The sequence below is a fragment of the Mesorhizobium sp. M1050 genome (genome assembly GCF_040318715.1).
In the GTDB taxonomy this organism is placed as follows: domain Bacteria; phylum Pseudomonadota; class Alphaproteobacteria; order Rhizobiales; family Rhizobiaceae; genus Mesorhizobium.
Map to the genome: position 1 here is coordinate 12714 of NZ_JAMYMV010000008.1, position 20871 is coordinate 33584.

The 20871-nt window shown below is 64.6% G+C and carries 24 protein-coding genes and 1 tRNA gene; 9 read left to right on the top strand and 16 right to left on the bottom strand.

Going from position 1 to position 20871, the window contains the following annotated elements:
- The first annotated feature begins 81 nt into the window (after positions 1-81).
- Positions 82-540, top strand: a complete 459-nt coding sequence (locus tag NKH57_RS06925) for a MarR family winged helix-turn-helix transcriptional regulator (protein ID WP_352727690.1) — start codon at positions 82-84, stop codon at positions 538-540.
- 29 nt (positions 541-569) lie between these two features.
- On the opposite strand, the gene NKH57_RS06930 is transcribed toward NKH57_RS06925, so the two are convergent.
- Complete coding sequence (locus NKH57_RS06930) at positions 570-1004, bottom strand: anthrone oxygenase family protein (protein WP_502905872.1); 435 nt, start codon at positions 1002-1004, stop codon at positions 570-572.
- Between the two features lie 152 nt (positions 1005-1156).
- Between NKH57_RS06930 and NKH57_RS06935 the strand changes: the two genes are divergently transcribed.
- On the top strand, positions 1157-1813 hold the full coding sequence (locus NKH57_RS06935; protein ID WP_352727691.1) for a TetR/AcrR family transcriptional regulator: 657 nt from the start codon (positions 1157-1159) through the stop codon (positions 1811-1813).
- Positions 1814-1835: 22 nt separating this feature from the next.
- A complete protein-coding gene (gene ilvC / locus NKH57_RS06940) occupies positions 1836-2855 on the top strand; it encodes a ketol-acid reductoisomerase (protein WP_023757108.1) in 1020 nt (339 codons plus the stop codon).
- A gap of 82 nt (positions 2856-2937) precedes the next feature.
- Here ilvC and NKH57_RS06945 read toward each other — a convergent pair whose 3' ends face one another.
- Positions 2938-3534 (bottom strand): BA14K family protein, encoded by a 597-nt coding sequence (locus NKH57_RS06945; RefSeq protein WP_023757109.1) that lies wholly within the window; start codon positions 3532-3534, stop codon positions 2938-2940.
- A gap of 193 nt (positions 3535-3727) precedes the next feature.
- Here NKH57_RS06945 and NKH57_RS06950 point away from each other — a divergent pair, with 193 nt between their 5' ends.
- Both NKH57_RS06950 and NKH57_RS06955 read left to right on the top strand, forming a co-directional pair.
- Positions 3728-4840, top strand: a complete 1113-nt coding sequence (locus NKH57_RS06950; protein ID WP_352602971.1) for an endonuclease/exonuclease/phosphatase family protein — start codon at positions 3728-3730, stop codon at positions 4838-4840.
- Between the two features lie 7 nt (positions 4841-4847).
- On the top strand, positions 4848-5564 hold the full coding sequence (locus NKH57_RS06955; RefSeq protein WP_352727692.1) for a hypothetical protein: 717 nt from the start codon (positions 4848-4850) through the stop codon (positions 5562-5564).
- Here the strand turns inward: NKH57_RS06955 and NKH57_RS06960 are convergent.
- From NKH57_RS06960 to NKH57_RS06975, 4 genes are all read right to left on the bottom strand, one after another.
- A complete protein-coding gene (locus NKH57_RS06960) occupies positions 5561-5803 on the bottom strand; it encodes a hypothetical protein (RefSeq protein ID WP_352727693.1) in 243 nt (80 codons plus the stop codon). The two genes, NKH57_RS06955 and NKH57_RS06960, sit on opposite strands and share 4 nt — an antisense overlap.
- A 132-nt stretch (positions 5804-5935) precedes the next feature.
- Entirely contained in the window at positions 5936-7153 is a 1218-nt protein-coding gene (locus NKH57_RS06965; RefSeq protein WP_352727694.1) for an ABC transporter permease, read from the bottom strand.
- A complete protein-coding gene (locus NKH57_RS06970) occupies positions 7150-7863 on the bottom strand; it encodes an ABC transporter ATP-binding protein (protein WP_352942904.1) in 714 nt (237 codons plus the stop codon). The genes NKH57_RS06965 and NKH57_RS06970 overlap by 4 nt, the downstream gene beginning before the upstream one ends.
- A 4-nt stretch (positions 7864-7867) precedes the next feature.
- Positions 7868-9163, bottom strand: a complete 1296-nt coding sequence (locus NKH57_RS06975) for an efflux RND transporter periplasmic adaptor subunit (RefSeq protein ID WP_352727696.1) — start codon at positions 9161-9163, stop codon at positions 7868-7870.
- A gap of 102 nt (positions 9164-9265) precedes the next feature.
- Here NKH57_RS06975 and NKH57_RS06980 point away from each other — a divergent pair, with 102 nt between their 5' ends.
- From NKH57_RS06980 to NKH57_RS06990, 3 genes are all read left to right on the top strand, one after another.
- Entirely contained in the window at positions 9266-10174 is a 909-nt protein-coding gene (locus NKH57_RS06980; RefSeq protein ID WP_352602959.1) for a PhzF family phenazine biosynthesis protein, read from the top strand.
- A gap of 106 nt (positions 10175-10280) precedes the next feature.
- Positions 10281-10356, top strand: a tRNA-Lys gene (locus tag NKH57_RS06985).
- A gap of 412 nt (positions 10357-10768) precedes the next feature.
- Positions 10769-11461 (top strand): outer membrane protein, encoded by a 693-nt coding sequence (locus NKH57_RS06990; protein WP_352942907.1) that lies wholly within the window; start codon positions 10769-10771, stop codon positions 11459-11461.
- Positions 11462-11638: 177 nt separating this feature from the next.
- On the opposite strand, the gene cobT is transcribed toward NKH57_RS06990, so the two are convergent.
- The 7 genes from cobT to cbiE are packed head-to-tail and all read right to left on the bottom strand — an operon-like array spanning position 11639 to position 17980.
- Entirely contained in the window at positions 11639-12649 is a 1011-nt protein-coding gene (gene cobT, locus NKH57_RS06995) for a nicotinate-nucleotide--dimethylbenzimidazole phosphoribosyltransferase (protein WP_352942910.1), read from the bottom strand.
- A gap of 40 nt (positions 12650-12689) precedes the next feature.
- The gene (cobS, locus tag NKH57_RS07000; RefSeq protein ID WP_352942913.1) at positions 12690-13466 is read right to left on the bottom strand and encodes an adenosylcobinamide-GDP ribazoletransferase; all 777 of its coding nucleotides are present in this window, start codon (positions 13464-13466) and stop codon (positions 12690-12692) included.
- Between the two features lie 3 nt (positions 13467-13469).
- The gene (locus NKH57_RS07005) at positions 13470-14783 is read right to left on the bottom strand and encodes a cobyrinic acid a,c-diamide synthase CobB (RefSeq protein ID WP_352942915.1); all 1314 of its coding nucleotides are present in this window, start codon (positions 14781-14783) and stop codon (positions 13470-13472) included.
- The gene (cobA, locus tag NKH57_RS07010) at positions 14780-15598 is read right to left on the bottom strand and encodes a uroporphyrinogen-III C-methyltransferase (RefSeq protein ID WP_352942917.1); all 819 of its coding nucleotides are present in this window, start codon (positions 15596-15598) and stop codon (positions 14780-14782) included. Before cobA ends, NKH57_RS07005 begins: the two co-directional genes overlap by 4 nt.
- Entirely contained in the window at positions 15595-16359 is a 765-nt protein-coding gene (cobM, locus tag NKH57_RS07015; protein WP_352942920.1) for a precorrin-4 C(11)-methyltransferase, read from the bottom strand. The genes cobA and cobM overlap by 4 nt, the downstream gene beginning before the upstream one ends.
- Positions 16356-16742 carry a cobalamin biosynthesis protein gene (locus NKH57_RS07020; protein WP_352942922.1) on the bottom strand — a complete coding sequence of 129 codons (387 nt, stop codon included), beginning with the start codon at positions 16740-16742 and terminating at the stop codon, positions 16356-16358. The genes cobM and NKH57_RS07020 overlap by 4 nt, the downstream gene beginning before the upstream one ends.
- Positions 16739-17980, bottom strand: a complete 1242-nt coding sequence (gene cbiE / locus NKH57_RS07025; protein ID WP_352942925.1) for a precorrin-6y C5,15-methyltransferase (decarboxylating) subunit CbiE — start codon at positions 17978-17980, stop codon at positions 16739-16741. Before cbiE ends, NKH57_RS07020 begins: the two co-directional genes overlap by 4 nt.
- A 1-nt stretch (position 17981) precedes the next feature.
- Between cbiE and NKH57_RS07030 the strand changes: the two genes are divergently transcribed.
- Complete coding sequence (locus NKH57_RS07030) at positions 17982-18758, top strand: cobalt-precorrin-6A reductase (protein WP_352942928.1); 777 nt, start codon at positions 17982-17984, stop codon at positions 18756-18758.
- Here NKH57_RS07030 and NKH57_RS07035 read toward each other — a convergent pair.
- From NKH57_RS07035 to NKH57_RS07045, 3 genes are read right to left on the bottom strand one after another with little or no spacing between them, the layout of a single operon-like run.
- Positions 18722-19486, bottom strand: a complete 765-nt coding sequence (locus NKH57_RS07035; protein WP_352942931.1) for a precorrin-3B C(17)-methyltransferase — start codon at positions 19484-19486, stop codon at positions 18722-18724. The two genes, NKH57_RS07030 and NKH57_RS07035, sit on opposite strands and share 37 nt — an antisense overlap.
- Complete coding sequence (locus NKH57_RS07040) at positions 19483-20241, bottom strand: precorrin-2 C(20)-methyltransferase (RefSeq protein ID WP_352942934.1); 759 nt, start codon at positions 20239-20241, stop codon at positions 19483-19485. The genes NKH57_RS07035 and NKH57_RS07040 overlap by 4 nt, the downstream gene beginning before the upstream one ends.
- Positions 20238-20870, bottom strand: coding sequence for a precorrin-8X methylmutase (locus NKH57_RS07045; protein ID WP_352942936.1), 633 nt, complete (start codon positions 20868-20870; stop codon positions 20238-20240). Before NKH57_RS07045 ends, NKH57_RS07040 begins: the two co-directional genes overlap by 4 nt.
- Between the last annotated feature and the right edge of the window lies 1 nt (position 20871).

Here is a 20871-nt window from a genome sequence, read left to right on the forward strand (position 1 = left end):
TTAATGCAATTGCATCTATCTAGATGCATACGCATCGATCGTCAAGCTTGATGCAATTGCATCTATTGCCTATGCTGGGCCATGACCGAGAAAGTCGCGCCTTCGCCTGAAGCCATCAAGGCCTGGGCCCGCCTGATGCGCGTTTCGCGCCAGCTGATGGAAAGCGCTGAAGAGGCGTTGAAGGCCGCTGGCCTGCCGCCGCTTGCCTGGTATGACGTGCTGCACGAGCTCGCCGAGGCGGGCGAGGGCGGGGTGCGACCGTTTCAGCTGATCGAGCGCACACTGTTTGCGCAATACAATATCTCCCGGCTGCTGGCGCGGCTCGAGGCCGATGGGCTTGTGGAGAAGCTGCCGGTGGCCGATGACGGTCGCGGCCAGACCATCCGCATCACTCCCAAGGGCCGCGAGACGCGGCGCCAGATGTGGGCTGTCTACGGACGATCGATCGCCGAACTGGTCGACGCCAAACTCTCGGCCGATGAGTTGACCATGGTCTCGGCACTGCTCGGACGGTTGCGTCATCCGCCCGTCGTGGACTGACGCCATGGCACCGAGCCGACCTGGCGAGGTCAGGCCAGATGGCTGCCCCAGAGAAACGCCAGCGTCGCCAGCACGCCAAGTGCGGTGCGAACCAGATGCAGATTGCCCCATTTGACGATCAGGGACCTGGCTTGCGGATTGGCGGCGCCTGCGTCCATCGCCCCCAGCACCCTGTTGGTCGGCATCATGGCGATCAGCGTCCACGGCCAGGGCAGGATGATCAATACGGCGCCAACCAGAAAGGCGAGACCGCCGGCCTGCCACCAGGCAATCAGACCGAGAACGCAGGCGACAAGGGCAATCGACGCCTGCATGGCGGCGCCGCGTTTGTAGGAAGGCTGCCATTCCTGCAGCAGCGCCTTGTCATCGAGACGAAGCCGCGCCGGTTGCTCGGCGACGCTGACATAGATCGCAGCGCCGGAGAACGCGGCGGCAACCGTCAAGGCAAGCAACCCGATCAGCATCTTCTTTCCCGCGCAAGCCGTCCGGCGCTGATGCCGCCAGACAGAAATAGGGCTTGCAAGGCTCAAAACAATACGCCATAGATTGAGCGAACCGTAACGTACGGTACGGCTGGGCGGGGATAACCGGCCGGCCTTGCCTTTGAGAGAAGAGCGTGTTGCACATCCTACCCGAGATCGAGAACAGCCAAGCGCTGACAGAGCGGCAGAAGGCCGTTCTCGATGCGGCGTTGCGGCTGCTGGTCGAGGAGGGCGACCAACTGACCATGACAGCCGTGGCACGCCGTGCGAGTTGCTCCAAGGAAACGCTCTACAAATGGTTCGGCGATCGTGATGGATTGCTGACGGCGACAGTGCAGTGGCAGGCTTCGAAAGTGCGGGTGGCGCCGGTCGACGGCAAGGGGCTCGATCTGGACTCGCTGACGGCAAGCCTGGAACGCTTTGCTTCCGACTGGCTGAAGGTAATTTCGAGCGACACCTCGATAGCGCTCAATCGTGTGGCGGTCGGCCATGCCGGATCGGGAAACGACAATCTCGGCGCTGTCGTGCTGGAGAATGGCCGTTTCGCGCTGGCCAAGCGGTTGAAGCCTGTCCTTGAGGCCGGCCGCCAGGCCGGGTGGCTCGACTTCGCGGATGCCGAAACGGCGTTCCGCACCTTTTTCGGGCTGGTCGCCCGTGACGTGCAGATACGTCTGCTGCTCGGCGATCGGCTGGAATTGACTGAGGCGGCGATCGGCGGCGATGCCGCGCGGGCGACGCAGCAGTTTCTCGCTCTTTTCGGAGCAAAAACCGGCCGCAAGGCTGATTCATAAAAAACGGGAAGGAAGACAAAGAATGCGCGTCTATTACGATCGTGATGCCGATCTCAACCTGATCAAGGGCAAGAAGGTTGCCATCATCGGCTATGGCAGCCAGGGCAGGGCGCATGCGCTCAACCTCAAGGATTCCGGCGCCAAGGAGATCGCCATCGGCCTCAAGGCCGGCTCGGCGACCGCCAAGAAGGTCGAAGCCGACGGGCTCAAGGTGATGAGCGTGGCCGACGCCGCCAAATGGGCCGACCTGATGATGATGGCGACGCCTGACGAACTGCAGGCCGACATCTACAAGAACGAGATCGCGCCAAACATCCGCGACGGTGCCGCAATCGCCTTCGCGCACGGCCTCAACGTGCATTTCGGCCTCATCGAGCCGAAGTCGACGGTCGACGTCGTCATGATCGCGCCCAAGGGTCCCGGCCATACCGTGCGCGGCGAATACCAGAAGGGCGGCGGTGTGCCGTGCCTGGTCGCCGTCAACCAGGACGCTTCGGGCAATGCGCTCGACCTGGCGCTGTCCTACGCCTGCGGCGTCGGTGGTGGCCGTTCGGGCATTATCGAGACCAATTTCCGCGAGGAATGCGAGACCGATCTGTTCGGCGAGCAGGTCGTGCTGTGCGGCGGCCTGGTTGAGCTGATCCGCGCCGGCTTCGAGACGCTGGTGGAAGCCGGCTACGCGCCGGAGATGGCCTATTTCGAGTGCCTGCACGAGGTCAAGCTGATCGTCGACCTGATCTATGAAGGCGGCATCGCCAACATGAACTACTCGATCTCGAACACCGCCGAATGGGGCGAATACGTCTCGGGTCCGCGTATCATCACCGCCGAGACCAAGGCCGAGATGAAGCGCGTGCTGAAGGACATCCAGACCGGCAAGTTCACGTCGGAGTGGATGCAGGAATACCGCGCTGGCATGTCACGCTTCAAGGGCATCCGCCGCATGAACGACAGCCACCAGATCGAGGAAGTCGGCGCCAAGCTGCGCGCGATGATGCCATGGATTTCGAAGAACAAGCTGGTCGACAAGGCGAAAAACTGAGCGAAATCAGCACATACAGCTGGAATCTGAAACGGCGCCTCGTGGCGCCGTTTCCTTATTCTGCCGGTAGGTCGGCTGCAGCTCAGCTATAGGGCGAGTAGCACTGCTGGCGCGGGCCGCTATAAGGCTGGAACGTGTTGTCGTAGGCGCGATACGACCGATAACGGTTGTAGCACCATTGGACATGGGCGCTCGAAAGCCGTCCTGCGCGGTAATAATGGCGCGGGGCCGGCCTGACATAGTACCTGTCATAGTAGTTGTAGTTGTTGTACATGCTGCCGAGGCCGAGCCCCAGCCCAAGGCCCAGGATTGCGGCCGCTCCATCATCGTAATAGCGGCCGCCGCGATAATGGTGGCGACCGTGGCGCCAACGCCAGTCATCTCCGCCATTCCAGTTGCCGCGGTTCCATCCATTCCAGTTGCCGCGGTCCCAGTTGTCACGGTTCCAGTGGCGACGCCCATCATGGCGGCGCCACCTCCAATTATCACTGTAGAACGGACGGTTGTTGCCGCCCGCCCATTCCTCGCGGACCGGGGTGACCGCCGGTGCCGCGGTGCTGGTGGGAATCGACAGTGTCGGCTGTATGATCGGACCGGCAGCGGACGGTGCCGTGGTGCCGGAGAGGATACTGAGCGCTACCAGTCCTGATGTTATCGTGGACGAAAAGAGCGAATTCATTGCACTCTCCAAGAGGTACAGGCCCCACGCCTACCCGAGGAATGGGCCTAATGTGGATGTTTGCATCTGAACGGCGGATGAACGGAAAGGTTCCGGTCAACCACGGCGCGTATGCCCCCAGGACCAACCGGTCTCCCTAGGAGGTGGTCCTGCAACCTTGTTTTCTGCAGCGCTTGCGGGCAAAGGTCATGGCATGTCGCTGCGCCTTGCCACTTTCAATGTCGAGAACCTGATGAACAGGTTCGATTTTTCCGGCTATCGCAACCAGCTCAACGAAGATCGAACGTTGGCGCTGTTCGATATCCAGAGCGAGGCGGAATACAAGATGCTGGAGCAGGCACGCGCCATCGCCCAGTCCGACGACACGCGCCAGTTGACGGCGCTGGCAATCGCGGCCACCCGCGCCGACATCGTCTGCATGCAGGAGGTCGACAATATCGAGGCGCTGAAGGCCTTCGAATACGGTTACCTGTTCAAGATGGTGGGACAAGGCTACCGGCAGAAATACATCACATCGGGCAATGATTCGCGCGGCATCGACGTTGCCGTGATGATGCGCAACCAAACCGCGCACGGCCAGCCGATCGAATTCGTGCGCATGACCAGCCACGCCTATGTCACCTACGAGCAGTTCGGGCTGCATACGCCGGAGTTGGCGGCACTTGGCAACCAGGCCAATGAGCGCATCTTCCGGCGCGATTGCCTGGAAATCGACATCACGGTGGGCGGCGTGCCGCTGACGCTCTATCTCGTGCACTTCAAGTCGATGGGCTCGCCGCGCAACGGGTTTGACGGGCGTGAGGCGACGATGCCGGTCCGCATCGCCGAGGCGCAGGCCGTGCGGCGGATCATCGAGGAGCGCTTCGGCAAGGACCATGCCGCCGACAAGCGCTGGGCGATCTGTGGCGACATGAATGACTACCGGCAACGCGTGATGGTCGCCGGCGATGCGATCGACGGCTACCGCTTCGAGGTGATCGACGAGACCCTATCCTGCATCAACGTACTGACGGCGGGGGGTTTCTGCGAAAACGTCGTCGAGCGGCGGCCCGAGATAGACCGCTGGAGTTTTTATCACACGCGCGGACCGGAAGAGCGGCATCTGTGCCAGCTCGACTATATCCTGCTGTCGAAGGGGCTCGCCGCCAGCAATGCTACGGCTGTTCCCGACATCATCCGCAACGGCCAGCCCTGGCGCACGATTTTCCCACCCGGCCAGGAGGTCGATCGCTTTCCGCGCGCCGGCTGGGATCGGCCGAAGGCGTCGGACCATTGTCCGGTGGCCATCACCCTGGACATCGTTTGATACGCCCATGAGTTTCGACCTGCCGCGCAATGTCATCCTGCCGGTCGACGCCGTCGACGTCAGGCTCGATCCCCGCCCGCATCCCTTCGCTTGGGACAATGCAGAGGCCATCGCCGAGAACTGGCAGCGCGAAATCGCCGCCAATCCGGCGCTGTTCGACGGCATAGTGGTGTTGCTGTCGCAACTCGCGTACCGCGACAACCGTCTCGTCGGCCGCTGCCATGCGGTCAATTACTCGACGTTCCTGCTATGGCGAAAACGGCGCGAGAATTCGGGCGCCGAGCATGCCTATGCGCATGCCATGCTGGTGGCCGGCGACAACGCGCTGGTGGCGATCCGCATGGGACCGCACACGGTGAACGCCGGCCGCGTCTATTTCGCCGCCGGGTCGTTCGAGCCGCTCGATTTTCGCGATGGACTGGTCGATGTCGATTTCAACATGATCCGCGAGGTTCGCGAGGAAACCGGCCTCGACCTGTCGGGTGCCGAACGCGGCAAGCGCTACCACGCGCTGTCGACCAACAGCGGAACGGTGATCTTCCGCCGCTATCACGCGAAGGCGCCCGCCGACGAGATCGCGCGCCGCATCTCAGCCTTCGTCGCCACCGAAATCGATCCGGAGATCGAGGGACCGGTGATCATCCGTGATGCCGCCGACCTGCCGAAAGGGCTGTCGCCGCACATGAAGCCGCTGATTGATTGGCATTTTGCCGGCAGGGATTAGCGTTGCGCCTTGTCCTGCGCCGGCTCGCGATCGTTGCGGGTGGCGACGAAGAACAGGATAAAGCCGATGCCCAGCAAGCCGCCCATCGCCATCCCCATGGTCTGGCCGACGACTGCCTGGAAATCTGGTGTGACGCGGTCGGGATTGGCCATGCCGTAGCGGGCGAGATACCACCAGATGCCTGCAAGAGCGGCCTCGATGATGACCATCACCAGGATCAGCCGCGCCTTCTTGCTCACGCGCTATTCCTCGACCCAAGGTGAATTGCCCTAGCATCGCGAACGGTGCGGCGACAGTGGCGGGGCGGGTTGGGAACGTCGAAGCCTGCGCAAAAGCCGGCCGGGCGCGGGGTGCGTTCCGATCGGGTTGCCCTATTCGTGCCTTAGCGCATCGATCGGATCGAGCCTGGCGCCGCGTAGCGCCGGGAAGAAGCCGAAGACCATGCCGATCAGCGCTGAAAAACCCACGGCGAGCAGGATGACCGCGGGGCTTGGCGCGAAGGGGATGGTCAGCGTCACCGCGGCGAGGCCGGCCAGCGACAGGCCGATCAGGATGCCGATGATGCCGCCGAGCAGCGACAGCACCGTCGCCTCGACCAGGAACTGGATGAGGATGTGCTTTTCATGCGCGCCGATGGCCAGCCTGATGCCGATCTCGCGTGTACGCTCGGTGACCGAGACCAGCATGATGTTCATGATGCCGATGCCGCCGACCAGCAGGCTGACGCCGGCGACAGCACCCAGCATGCCGGTCATGGTGGTTGTGGCGCTGGCCATGGCGTCGGCGATCTGGGTCATGTCACGGATGGCGAAATCGCTCTCGCGGTCCGGCGTGACGCGGCGCGCGTCGCGCAAAATGTCCTCGACGCGCGGCTGCAATTCGCTGGTCGGCGTGCGGTCGTCGGCGGCGATGTAGATGTTGTCGATGTCGCGATTGCCTGCGATGCGGCGCTGATAGGCGTGCAGCGGCATCAGCACGACATTGTCCTGGTCCTGGCCGAAGCCGGTATAGCCCTTGGGCTCGAGCAGGCCGATGATCTTGCAGGAGGTGCGGTTGACGCGGATGATCTCGCCCTCCGGATCGCCGGCCCCGAAGAATTGCTGGCGCACCGTCTCGCCGATCAGGCACACGCCGGTGCCCGAGCGGGTTTCGGAATCGCTGAACGGGCGGCCGGACACCAGTTTCCAGTCGCGCGCATCGAGATAGGCGCTGTCGGTGCCGGTGACGCCCGAGGTCAGGCTCTCGGTGCCGAAGATGACACGCACCTGTTTTTGCGAGGCCGGCGAAATGGCGCGCGCGCCGGTCAGGTGCGCAACCAGCGCGGCCAGATCCTTTTCAGCCAGCGGACGCACTGCCTGATCGAGCCCGCCCGGAGCGCCTGGGCCGGCCGGACGGCCGGAGCGCACGACCAGCAGGTTGCTGCCGAGCTTGGAGATGTCGGCCTTGACCTTTTCGGTGGTGCCAGAGCCGATGGTCAGCATCGCGATAACGGCGGCAACGCCGATGACGATACCGAGCAAGGTCAGGAATGAGCGCAGCACGTTGCGACGGATCGAGCGGAGCGAGAGACGGACGGTTTCCCAGATCATGGTTGTGCCACCTCGATCTTCATGGTGTCGGAGGCGACATGCCCGTCGAGGAAGCGAATTGTGCGTTCGGCATAGCCGGCGACGTCGGCCTCGTGGGTGACCATGGCGATGGTCAGGCCAAGCTCCTTGTTCAGCCGGGTCAGCAATTCCATGATCTCGTGCGTACGTGCGGTGTCGAGATTGCCGGTCGGCTCGTCGGCGACGAGCAGCGTCGGGCGGGTGACGATGGCGCGGGCGATCGCCACGCGCTGCTGCTGGCCACCGGAGAGCTCGGCCGGCGTGTGGTGCTCGCGGCCGACAAGGCCGACCTGGGCCAGCGCCTGCATGGCAAGGGCGCGGCGTTCGCGAGCGGCGACGCCGCGATAGATCAGCGGCAGTTCGACATTTTCCGCCGCCGTGGTGCGGGCCAGCAGATTGTAGCCTTGGAAGACGAAGCCGACATAGAGATTGCGCAGCATGGCGCGGCGGTTGCGGTCGAGCCGGCCGGCATCGATTCCCATGAAGGAATAGGTTCCGGCCGTCGGCGTGTCGAGGCAGCCGATGATGTTCATCGCCGTCGACTTGCCGGAGCCGGACGGCCCCATGATGGCGACGAATTCACCGCGGCGGATGGCAAGGTCGACGCCGGCCAGCGCATGCACCCTGGCCTCGCCCTGGCCATAGCTTTTCCAGACCTTGTCGAAGGTGATGAGGGTCGCGCCCGCGGCCACGGTGTCAGCTCCGCTGCTGCGACGCGGTGATAACCTGAGCGCCTTCGTCCAGGCCGGAGGTGATCTCGGTCAGTTCGCCGTCGGTGGAGCCGATCTTGACGTTGACCGGGCGCGGACGCCCATTCTCCAGCACGTAGAGCGTGCGCGAGCCGTCGGTGGGCGGCGTCGGGGCTTGGCTCTGGCGATTGCCGCCGGGGCGACCCATGCGGCCGGTGAACAGATCACTCAGGCTCCACGTGCGGGCGGCCGCCTGCTGTGTCGGGCGATAGCGAAAGGCCGTGGCCGGCACTGTGAGCACGCCCTTGGCCTGTTTGGTGACGACCGAAACGGTGGCGGTCATCCCGGGCCGCAGCAACAGCTCGCCGTTGTCGACTTCCAGCCGCGCATTGTAGGTGACGACGCCGTCGGTGGTGACCGAGGCGTAGGAAATATCGCGGATCTCGGCATCGAATGGCCGATCCGGAAAGGCATCGACGGTGAAACGGGCATGCTGGCCTGTCTTGACCGCGCCGATGTCTGCCTCGTCGACCGCAGCCACCAGTTCCATGTTCCTGAGATCGGCGGCGATGATGAACAACACCGGCGCCTGCAGGGAGGAGGCGACCGTCTGGCCGGGATCGACCGAGCGCGTCAGCACGATGCCGTCGATCGGCGCATAGATGGTGCTGTTGGCAAGGTCGGTCTGCTGCGATTTCAGATCGGCATTGGCGATGGCGAGGTTGGCCTGGGCGCTATCGAGCGCCGCCTTGGAGCGATCGCGGGTCGCGGTCGCCGCCTCGAGCGACTGCTCGGTCGCCATGCCGCGTTTGGTCAAAGCCGCCGCGCGGACAAGCGCCTTCTCGTTTTCGGCGAGCGTTACCGTGGCGTCCTCGACATTGGCCGCCGCACCCTTGGCGGAGGCCTCAGCCCGTTCGATCTGGACCTGCAGCTTGGCGGTGTCGAGCGCTGCCAGCACGTCGCCCTTCCTGACCCGCTGGTTCTCCTCGACCGACACCGAACGGATGATGCCGGAGAGCTGGCTGGAAATGTCGACCTGGGTGAGCGGCTGCAGCGTGCCGGTCGCCGACACCGCGACGGTGAGGTCGGCCTTTGCGGCTGGCACCGTGGTGTAGTCGATCCTGGCCGGCGTGCCGGCATACCACTGATAGGCGCCAAGCCCGCCGGCGAGCACGATCAGCGCCAGCAGGGCATAGAGCCAGCCGCGCCGGCGCGACTTGCGCAGACCTTGCTTGTCGAGCCCGAGCGCCGTCTCGATGGTGGTATCCGATTCCGTCTTTGGCAGATTGACAATTTGGTCCACGCTGGACCCCTATAATGCGCAAATGTCCCGATCTGTGCACAGATCAGGCTTGATGGTTCGAATATCAAATTAAATTTCGCCCATGTTTGGATTGAGGCAGGAATGAAAACCCGGAATTACTTGCTTTACGATGTGTTTACGACGGAGCGACTGGCCGGCAATCCTTTGGCCGTCGTGCTGGACAGCAAGGGATTGGACACGGCCGCGATGCAGGCAATCGCCCGCGAATTCAACCTGTCCGAATCGGTTTTCGTGCTGCCGCCGAACAATCCAAAGCATAAAAACCGCATCCGCATCTTCACGCCCGACTATGAAATGCCGTTCGCCGGTCATCCAACGGTCGGCTCGGCGATCGCGCTGGCCGAACTGGCGGAGGAGGGCGGCGCTGGCATCTTCGTACTGGAGGAAAACATCGGCCCGGTGCGTTGTGCCGTCAGCAAGCATGATGGAGCGACGTTTGCCGAGTTCGATCTGGCGAAGCTGCCGGAGCCGCTGAAGCTGGAGGCCGATCCGGAGGCTATCGGTGCAGCCCTTGGCCTGACGCCGCACGAAATCGGCTTCGAGAATCATCGCGTCGCGTTCTGGTCGGCGGGCGTGCCCTATGTGACCATTCCGGTCGCCAATCTCGAAGCGGCGGGCCGCATCCGTCTGGATAACCAAGCCTGGTCGGAACTGGCGCCGCGCAAGAGCGAATGGGCCTTCGCCAGCCCGTATGTCTATTGCCGCGAGACGGTGAACCACGAAAGCGCCTTCCATGTGCGCATGATCGTGCCCGGCACGCCATCGTATGAAGATCCGGCGACGGGTTCGGCGGCAGCGGCTTTTGCCGGCGCCATCATGCATTTCGACGCGCCGACCGACGGCATTTGGCAGCTGTGGATCGAGCAGGGGCTGGAGATGGGCAGGCCATCGCGAATTCGCCTCGAATTGAACGTGGAAGGCGGAAAACTGGCCTCCGCACGCATCGGCGGCAATGCCGTGAAGGTGGCGGAGGGCAAGCTGTTCGTTTGATCGCGATGGGCTGAAAGCGATTTGTCGGGAAATGACTCCGGCAGGGCTGGACATGACCGATGGTGGCGGCTATATGCCCGCCAACGCCGGTTTTTGCCGGCCGAGTGGGTGCGTAGCTCAGTTGGTAGAGCAGCTGACTCTTAATCAGCGGGTCCACAGTTCAATCCTGTGCGCACCCACCAAATTCCTAGAAGACTTGGTGGAAAGACCCTGAAAACGAGACGCGTTTGGCGTGTCACGAGCGCGTGAGCGTGACCGTGACTACCGTGCCGATGCCGTCACTTTCCCAGCCATGCGCCTGCAGAAACACGCCAGGGAATGGCCCGATGCCGGCCTAGGCATCGGCCATGAAGAAATTCAACAGTTGAACGGGCCAGATCCCGCATTGCGCCGCCCGGATCGCAGACCTGTCCATTCCAGCCATCGTCCCAGCCGCGGCGGCCGGAGTCTGGTTCAGTCCGGCATGCCATGATATGCGTGGCGCCGCTGCATGCCGGGATCGGGCAGGCGTCGAACAGCTTGTTTCCTTTAGTTGTTGCGAAAATATCACGTCTAATGCGAGCGAGCTGTAGTATTATTCGTGCAGGGCAATGCTTGGGGATCAAACGCATGCGGGCTTCCGTTTTTATCGGTTCTGTATTCTTTGCGGCTTTGATGGCTGGTACGGCACTTGCCGCGGACCGGACGGTCGAGCTGCCGGTCGCATCGAGCTACAACTGGACGGGCGGCTACATTGGCGCCCAGATCGGCGGCGGGTGGAGCAAGGTTGATCAGCCATGGGGTGTTACCGAGGCTAGTCCGAACATCTTCGACCAGGACAATGCGGATGGAAGCGGTGTCGTCGGCGGCTTGCATGCCGGCTACAACTGGCAATCCGGCTCATTCGTGTTCGGTGGCGAAGCGGACATCAACGCAACCGGCATAGATGGCGACGACGGCGGAAGCGGAGGCGACATCAATGGCTTCAAGGCGAGATGGGTTGCTTCCGTCCGCGCCAGGGCTGGTGTCGCATTTGATCGGGTGCTGATCTACGGTACGGGCGGTTACGCCTACCTCAATGGAAAAGCAGACACTCGAGATGTGGGTCGACAGGAAAGTCACTCGGCTTCATTCAACGGATGGACGATAGGCGCAGGCGCTGAATACGGTGTCACCGACAACATTACGGTTCGTGGCGAATATCGCTACGCAGATTTCGGCTCAAAGACCGTCGTCTTCAACAACTATGTCGAAGACATTAGCCCGGCCTTGCACACCGTCACGATAGGTGTGTCGTATAAGTTTTGACCGTCTTCGGCGCGGCCCCCCCGCGTCGACCAGCTGCGGCAAAGTTAATCACCCGCATAGTCCCCGTTTCACGGAAACGGGGGAACCGGTTCAGCTCTTGTTTCGAGGCAATTCCCAAGGGGAGTGCTACGCGCCTTTCCCCGGGGAAAGCCGATACACACTTGTCCTGGAATTGCTCTACTTCTCCGACACACCAGCCTCGGCAAAACTGGCCATCCTCGCATGGCATTCCAGCGCTGAACGGACGATGTTGACGGCCAGACACGCGCCGGAGCCTTCGCCGAGCCGCATGCCGAGATCGAGCAGCGGCGGCAAGCCGAGCGCTTCGAGCAGGCCACGATGGCCCGATTCAGCCGAAACGTGCGCGGCGATCGTGTGGGCGAGCCCGGTCGGGTGCAGCTTTGCCAGTGGGGCTGCGGCGGCGGTGCAGACGAAGCCGTCGAGCAGCACGGGTATGCCCAGATGGCGGGCGGCCAGCGTGGCGCCGAAAATGGCGGCGAGTTCGCGTCCGCCAAGATTGGCTGCGACGTTTAGTGGGTCGGAAAGAGAATCGGCATGGCGCTTCAGGCCGGCTTCGATGGCGACCACCTTGCGCTTCAAGCCGGCGTCGTCGACGCCGGTGCCGCGCCCAGTCCATTTTTCAGCACCACCGCCGAACAGCGCCGCCGTAATGGCGGCGGCCGGCGTGGTGTTGCCGATGCCCATTTCGCCGAAGCAGATGAGGTCGAGGTCTTTGGTCACCGCGTCGTAGCCGGCCGATACGGCGGCGAGGAAGGCTTTCTCATCCATCGCCGGCATTTGTGTGAAGTCGCCGGTCGGATGGTCGAGATCGAGCGGAATGACGTCGAGTTCGGCGCCAGCCATGCGGGCGAGCTGGTTGATTGCGGCGCCGCCACCGGCGAAGTTCGCCACCATCTGTACGGTGACCTCGGAAGGATAGGCCGACACGCCCTGCGCGGTGACGCCATGGTTGCCGGCGAAGACGAAAACCTTGACGCGATCGAGTTTTGGCATGTCGCGGCTCTGCCAGCGCGCCAGCCATGCAGCGATCGTCTCCAGCCTGCCGAGGCTGCCTTGCGGCTTGGTCAGGGTGTCCTGGCGGCGCGCAACGGCATTGGCCGCCTCGTCGCTGCCAGCCGGCAGCTCGAGGCAAGCGGCGCGCAGTTCATCGAGTGATTTGAAAGGCATGGGGGCAAAGTCTCCAAAAGAGAATCAGGTCAAAGGGGAATCAGGAAAGGGCTACTGAAGCGACGAGAAGCACCGCGATTTCGCTCGCCTGCTGCAAGGCGCCGATCGTGTCGCCGGTCTGGCCACCGATCTGGTTGAGGCAAAGGGCGCGGAACGCGGCAAACAAAAGGCCAAGCAGGATGAGCGCAAAAACGGCGCCTCCCAGCCCGAGCAGGAGCAGCGGGATCGCACCGACCACGGCGCCGGCCATGGCGGCTTCCCGCGAGACGGTGCCGGCGTCGGCCGACAGGCCATCGGCCCGCGCCGGCGGCAAGAAATGCATGAAGGCGCCGAGCAGACCGCGCGAGGCCGCGTGTGCGGCCACGAGGGCGAAGAGCGCCTGTGTGGGGTCGACGAGTTGCGAAAGGACGCTCCAGCGGATCAGCAGCGACAGAGCAAGCGCCGCAGCGCCATAGGCGCCGATGCGGCTGTCGCGCATGATCTCAAGTTTTTTGCCGCGCGACTTGCCGCCGCCAAAGCCGTCGGCAACATCGGACAGCCCGTCCTCATGCAGGCAGCCGGTGGTAAGCAGGGTAGCCACGAGGGCAAGGCCGGCCGCCGGAGCCATGGCAAGGCCAAACCGTTCCGCCGTGGCAAAGACGATGGCGCCGATCAGGCCGACCACGAGGCCGGCGGCCGGTGCGGCCCAGATCGCTGCGGCAAGGCTGCGGCCGCGAAAATCGAACACTGGCAGCGGCAGGCGGGTGAAGAAGACCAGGCAAAGCGCGATGTCGTCGAGGACCTGCCGAGGCGACAGACTGATGTTTCGGAGCCTCATGCTCTAGCCCTTCGCTGTGGCGTGGAAGAAGGTACCGCTGACATGGCCCCGCCGATAGCCCGAAGCGCCGATCGGATTGCCCTGGCCGTCGGCAAGGTCGGCCAACGGCTCGTCATTACCGATGGCGGTCATTTGCGCATAGTGGAATTCGTGGCCACGGATCAGCGCGCCAGCTGAGCCCAGCGGACAATCGGCACGCAACCGGGCCTCGCGGTAGCCGAGGTTCATCTTGCGCTTGGCAAAGCTGGTGGAATGGCCGAGCAGGCCAAGCATCTTGTGCGTCTCGGCGGCCGCGTCCTCCAGCGCTTCGCCAAGCACCATGAAGCCGCCGCACTCGCCATGGATGGGCTTCGTCGCGGCGAGTCTTGCCATTCCGGCGCGGAAAGTCGCGGCGCCGGCGAGCCGGCCGGCGTGAAGCTCGGGATAGCCGCCCGGCAGCCAGCAGACGTCGCAGCCCTCATCGGGTGCCTCGTCGGCGAGCGGAGAGAACGGGACGATTTCGGCACCCGACTTGCGCCAGTAGGCGGCGACATGCGGATAGAGGAAGGTGAAGGCGGCATCTTCGGCCAGCGCAATGCGTTGACCGGGCGGTGCCAGCGCGTCAGCGAAGCCGCCGGGCGCCGGGGTAAGGGGTGTCGCCAGGGCCATAATGGCGTCGAGGTCGAGCGATTTTTCCGCCATGTCGGCAAGCCGGTCGAGATGTGCCATCAGGTCGTCATATTCACCGGCCTGCACAAGACCGAGATGGCGCTCAGGCAGGTTGAGGGTCGGATCGCGCAGGATAGCGCCGACGACCGGCAGGCCGATCGCCTCGATGGCATCGCCGGACAGCCGGCGGTGCCGCTCGCTGCCCAGCCGGTTGAGCACGACGCCGGCCATGCGCACGGCCGCATCATAGGTGGCAAAGCCCTTGGCGACGGCGGCCGCGGTGGTCGACTGGCCGGACACATCGAGCACCAGCAGCACCGGCAGGCCGTAGAGCCGCGCCAGGTCGGCTGCCGAACCGCTGCGCCCCTGCGAAGCCGGAATGCCGTCGAACAGTCCCATGGCGCTTTCGAGGATGACGAAATCGGTGTCGTCGGCTGCCTGCGCTGCCAATGCGTTGAGCAGCGACGGCGGCATCGCCCAGCTGTCGAGATTGACGCCGGAAAGCCCGGTGGCTGCGGTGTGGAAGCCTGGGTCGATATAGTCGGGACCGGATTTGGCGCCCCGCACCTTCAGCCCGCGCCGGGTGAGCGCGCGCAGGATGCCGATGGTGACGCTGGTCTTGCCAGAGCCCGAGCGCGGCGCGCCGATGATGATGGCGCGAGCCGTCATGCGTTCCCCGCCAGTGCCGCGCGCATGGCGACGATGCCGCCGACGACGATCAGCGCCGGCGAGGCAAGGCCGGCGGCAGCGGCTTCCTCGGCAATGGTGGCCAGCGTGGCGACGACCGTCCGCTCCTGCGGTGTCGTTGCGGCGACGATCACCGCCGCCGGCGTCGACGGCGCCAGCCCGCCATCGAGCAGCGCCGCGGCGATCAGCGGCAGATTGGCCATGCCCATATAGACGACGACAGGCTGGCCGGTGCGGGCGATTGCCGCCCAGTCGAGATCGTCATCGGTGCCGGCGGCATGGCCGGTGGCCAGGATCACGGCCTTGTTGATGCCGCGCATGGTGGCCGGGATGCCGGTGGCGGCCAGCGCGCTGAGCCCCGAGGTCAGGCCGGGCAGGACGCGAAACGGGATAGCTTCCCGCGCGAGCGCCAGAGCCTCTTCGCCGCCACGGCCGAAAATATAGGGATCGCCGCCCTTCAGCCTGACGACGCGACGGCCAGCGCGCGCCAGCCGCACCAAGAGGGCGGTGATGTCGTCCTGTTTCATTGACGGTTTGCCGCCGCGCTTGCCGGCAAAGAAAAGCTCGGCATTTTCGGCAACGGCGACGACATCTGGTGAGACCAGCGCGTCGTAGACCAGGGCATCCGCCTCGGCCAACGCCGCCAGCACTTCCAGCGTCAGGCAGCCAGGGTCGCCGGGACCGGCCCCGGCCAGCCAGACATGGCCTGGCTCGAGCCGGCGCGGATTGAAATTCAGCCGCGACAAGGCCTTTTCGAGCGTGGCATTCTCGCCGGTATCTTTGGTGCTGCCGCTCACAATCCGTCCCGCCCGCGAAAACGCCGCTGATAGTGAGCGTCGTACAATGAACTCTCGCCAAAACCTTCCGCTGCCAGCGAACGGCCGACGAAGATGATCGCCGTACGCTCCATTGGGTCGGCGGCGAGCTGTGCCTCGATTGTGGCCAGCGTGCCGGTCAGCACGCGTTCGTCCGGCCAGGAGGCGCGGAAGACGATCGCCACCGGGCAATCGCCGCCATAATGCGGGGTCAGTTCGGCGACGACGCGGTCGATGGCGTGGATAGCCAGATGAATGGCGAGCGTGGCGCCGGTGCGGCCGAAGCCCGCCAGCGTCTCGCCAGGCGGCATTTTTGATGCGCGGCCGGAGACGCGAGTCAGCACCAGGCTTTGCGCAACTTCGGGAATGGTCAGTTCGCGGCGAAGTGCTGCGGCAGCGGCGGCGAAGGAGGGGACGCCCGGTGTCAGCGTGTAGGGGATGCCATGCTTTTCCAGCCGGCGGATCTGCTCGGCAACGGCGCTCCACACCGACAGGTCGCCGGAATGCAGGCGGGCGACATCGTGGCCGTCACTATGAGCGTCCAGAAATGCGGCCTCGATCTCATCGAGCGACATCGGCGCGGTGTCGATCAGCCTTGTCCCCGGCGCGCAATGTTGCAAAAGCTCGGGCGCGACGATGGAACCGGCATGGAGGCAGACGGGGCAGCTGGCCAGAAGCCTTGCGCCGCGCAGCGTGATGAGATCGGCGGCGCCCGGGCCGGCACCGATGAAATGAACGGTCATGGCGCGTCTCCGCTGATGGCGATGGCGCAAGTGACCGGGCCGAGCACCGTGCGGGGGCCGAGCAGTCTGGCGCCTTTGCCGGCGACGGCAAGCGCGGATGCCTCGGAAACCGATGGCGTGCCAGCCAGATCCTGCGAGAGGTTGGAATGGCTGAGCGCGTCCGGCGAGGCGGCCTGGAGCGCTGAGTCATCGACGACAATGACCGGAAGACGCAGCGCGCGGCCAGCGGCGGGGATGGCTTCTTCATCCTTCTTCAGCGTGGCAGTTGCCAGCGCCGAAAGGGCCGTCATCGCCAGCCCATGCGCTTCCAGGGCGGTTTCTATCGCGGCAAGCACGTCCTCGACGCGCACACCTTTTCGGCTGCCGATGCCCGCGACCATCATGGCTTCACCCAGCTCCATTGGGTGACCGGCATGGCCGGCCGCCAGGCCTGCATCGAGCCGACCGGCGATACCCGGGAGATTGCGATCCGGGTAAGGTCACCGCCGAGCGAGACGTGGCGGGCGAGAAGCAGGGTTTCCATCTCCAGCGTCACCGCATTGGCGACGAGACGGCCGCCTGAGCGCAGGGCCTTGATGGCAGCGTTCAACACGCCGGCATCGCTGCCGCCGCCGCCGATGAAGATCGCGTCAGGCGTATCCAGCCTGGCAAGCGCCTTGGGCGCGCTGCCTTCCACCACGACAAGTCCAGGAACGCCGCAGGCGGCGGCATTACGGCCGATGCGGGCGGCGCGGATCGGGTCGGCCTCGATGGCAATGGTGCGCATAGAAGGGTGGGCCAGCATCCATTCGATGCCGATGGAACCGGAGCCGGCACCGATGTCCCAAAGCAGTTCGCCACGCCTCGGCGCCAGAGCCGACAGCGTGATGGCACGGATTTCGCGCTTGGTGATCTGGCCGTCATGATCGAACAGATGATCGGCAAGGCCGGATGTGAGCGGTAGCACACGGGCTTGCGGGCTAGGATCAATTTCGATAGCCAGCACGTTGAGCGGATTGATGTTTTCGAGATCGAAGGCGTCGGCGCGGGCCTTGCGCTGATTCTCGTTTGGCCCGCCCAGCGCCTCCAGTACAATCAGCGGCGAGGCGCCGAAATCGAGTTCCGTGAGCAGGCGGGCGATTGCCGCAGGGGCTTCGGCATCCGAGGTCAGCGCCAGGATGCGGGCATTCGGCTGCAATAGTGGGCGGATCAGGTCGATCGACCGGCCATGCAGCGACACGGTCTCGATGTCCTGCAGCGCCCAGCCAAGCCTGGCGGCCGCCAGTGAAACGGCCGACGGGGCGGGAATGACATGCATCTCTTGGGGCTTGACCTTGCGGGCGAGCGTGGCGCCGACGCCGTGGAAGAAAGGATCGCCGGAAGCCAGCACACAGACGCGTCGGCCGGCAAGCGCGAGTACGTCGCGCATCTCGGCATCGAAAGGGGTGGGCCAGGGGCGCGCCTCGCCCTTGGCGAATGAAGCGACCAGCGCCAGGTGCCGCTTGCCGCCGAAGATGATCTCCGCTTGCGCAATCCGCTGCTTGGCCTCGTCGCCGAGACCCGATAAACCGTCCTCGCCGATACCGACGATGGTGAGCCATCGTGAGTTGACCCTGGCACCGCGCGGACGCTCAGCAGGCATGATGACCCACCGTATTCTGATCCTCGGCGGCACCACTGAAGCCCGGCAACTGGCCGGAAAACTGGCGGCGCGTGCCTCGGTCACGCTGTCGCTGGCTGGCCGTACCGAGAGCCCTGTCGAACAGGGCGTGCCGGTGCGAACCGGAGGCTTTGGCGGTGCCGATGGATTGGCCGCCTATCTCAGGGAGATGCGCGTCGACCTGATGATCGACGCCACGCATCCTTATGCGGCGCAGATCTCCGCCAATGCCGCGCAAGCCGCACGCGCGTCCGGCGTGCCAATCCTTGCCCTGCGACGCCCTGGCTGGGAGCCTGTCGAAGGCGACCGCTGGACGCTGGTCGATACGTTTGGCGATGCCGCGCAGGCGCTTGGACCGGCGCCGCGCCGTGTCTTCCTGGCGCTCGGCCGGCAAGAGGTTGCGGTTTTCGAAGCCGCGCCCCAGCACCACTATCTTATTCGCAGTGTCGATCCGGTCGAGCCCACGTTGGCCGTGCCTGATGCCGAATATCTGTCGGCCCGTGGCCCGTTTCGCGAGCCCGATGAGCGCGCGCTGCTCGAAAAGCATCGCATCGAAGTCGTCGTGTCCAAGAACAGCGGCGGCGCGGCCACATACGGCAAGATCGCTGCGGCGCGGGCGCTTGGCCTCGTCGTGGTCATGGTCCGACGGCCTGATCTGCCGGATGTGCCTTCGGCTGAAACCGTCGAAGCGCTTGCCGCCATTGTTGATCAATTTGGGGTCGATCATTTTGTCGAGCCCGCTGCCGAACGCGGCGTGTAGACCAGCGCCGGCTTCTCCGCGCGCTTGATGATCCTGGTTTCCGGCGAGCCGATGATGATGCAGGTCGCCATGTCTGCCTTCTCAGCCTCGACCTCCGCCAGCAGATAGACCTCGATGCGCTCGTCCGGGCGGCCGGCGGCGCGGCCGAAAATCACCGGCGTCGTGCCGGGCAGGATCGCAGTCAGGCATTCAAAGGCGCGGCCGAGCTGCCAGGGACGCGCCTTGCTGATTGGGTTGTAGAGCGCGATGACGAAGCCGGCGCCGGCCGCCGCCAACAGGCGCAACTCGATCAGCTCCCACGGCTTCAGATTGTCGGACAGCGAGATGGCACAGAAATCATGGCCGAGCGGCGCGCCGATGCGGGCGGCGACCGCGAGCATGGCGGTGATGCCGGGCACGACGGCGACATCGACCGCGCGCCATTCGGCTGGGCCGGCCTCGATCGCCTCGCAGACGGCCGCCGCCATGGCGAACACGCCGGGATCGCCGCCGGAGACGACGGCAACATCGTGGCCCTCGGCCGCTTTGATCAGTGCGTCCTTGGATCGGGCGAGTTCCTCGCGATTGTCGGAAGCGACGCGGATCTGGTCCGGTCGTAGCTCCAGCCGGTCGAGATAGGGTCTGTAGCCGTAGAAGAATTTTGCCTCGGCGACAGCGCGGCTGGCTTCCGGCGTGACCTGATCGGCATTGCCGGGGCCAAGGCCGATGACGGTGAGACGGCCACTCATGCCTGCGCTCCCAAGATGCCGGGGCGGCCCGACCAGCCGGCGACCAGTACGATGGCGAAATAGGGTGCCTTGTCGTCTTGTTTGTCGGCAAGCTTCATGGACACACTGCCAGCCATGGTGCCGCGCTCTACATAGACGGCGCGCGTCAGCTTGCCGGTAGCTTCCAGCGCTCGCCTGATCTTGGGCAGGTTGCGGCCGACCTTCATGATGACGGCGGCATCGGTGTCGGCCAGCCGACGGGTCAGCTCGAACTCGCTCATCGTGCCAGGCAGCACCGTCAGCACGTCGTCGCCCTGGACGATCGGAACACCAGTCTGCGACCAGCAGCCGGACATGGCGGTGATTCCGGGAATGACTTCGGTCGGGAAGCGATGAGCCAGTCGCACATGCAGATGCATGTAGGAGCCGTAGAAAAGCGGGTCGCCTTCCGACAGCACGGCAACCATTCTGCCTGCCTGAAGGTGTTCGGCGACCTTCTCGGCGGACTCCTCGTAGAATGCCGTGATCTGCGACCGATAGTCGTCGTGATCCTTGTCGATCTCTATGGTGACCGGATAGAGCAGCGGCAATTCCGTCATTTCGGGCCGGAACTGCGCTTCGACGATGGCGCGTGCGTTGCTGTTGTTGCCGCGCTTGGCGAAGTAAGCCACGACATCTGCCTCGGCCAACACCCGCGCGGCCTTTAGCGTCAGCAGCTCAGGATCGCCGGGACCGGTGCCGACGCCAACGAGACGGCCTTTTGAGAGCGCGTTCACAGGCCCGGCCTCGCCAACGCATTGAGCGCCGCGGCGGTCATGGCGCTGCCGCCGAGCCTGCCGCGAACAATGGCGTATGGCACTCCATAAGAGTTTTCGGCCAGCGCATCCTTGGATTCAGCCGCACCAACGAAGCCGACCGGCATGCCGATGATGGCCGCCGGCTTCGGCGCGCCGTCGCGCAGTTTTTCCAGCAAATAGAACAGCGCGGTCGGCGCATTGCCGATGGCGACCACTGACCCCGCCATGCGCTCGCCCCACAGGTCGATCGCGGCGGCGGAACGGGTGTTGCCGATCGCTTTGGCGATGTCGGGCGTGCGCGGGTCACGCAAGGTGCAGATCACCTCGTTGCCGGCCGGCAACCGGGCGCGGGTAACGCCATGCGAGACCATTTCCGCGTCGCAGAAAATCTGCGCGCCCGCCGCCAAAGCGGCGCGCGCGGCGGCAACGAAATCCGTGGAGAACACAAAACGACCTGATGCTTCGACCTGGCCGCAGGCATGGATCATGCGGACGGCGACATCGGCCTCGGCTTCGGAGAAGCGCGACAGATCAGCCTCGGCGCGGATGATCGCGAAGGAGCGCTCGTATATCGCCGTGCCGTCATGGATATAGTCGTAGGCGGCCATG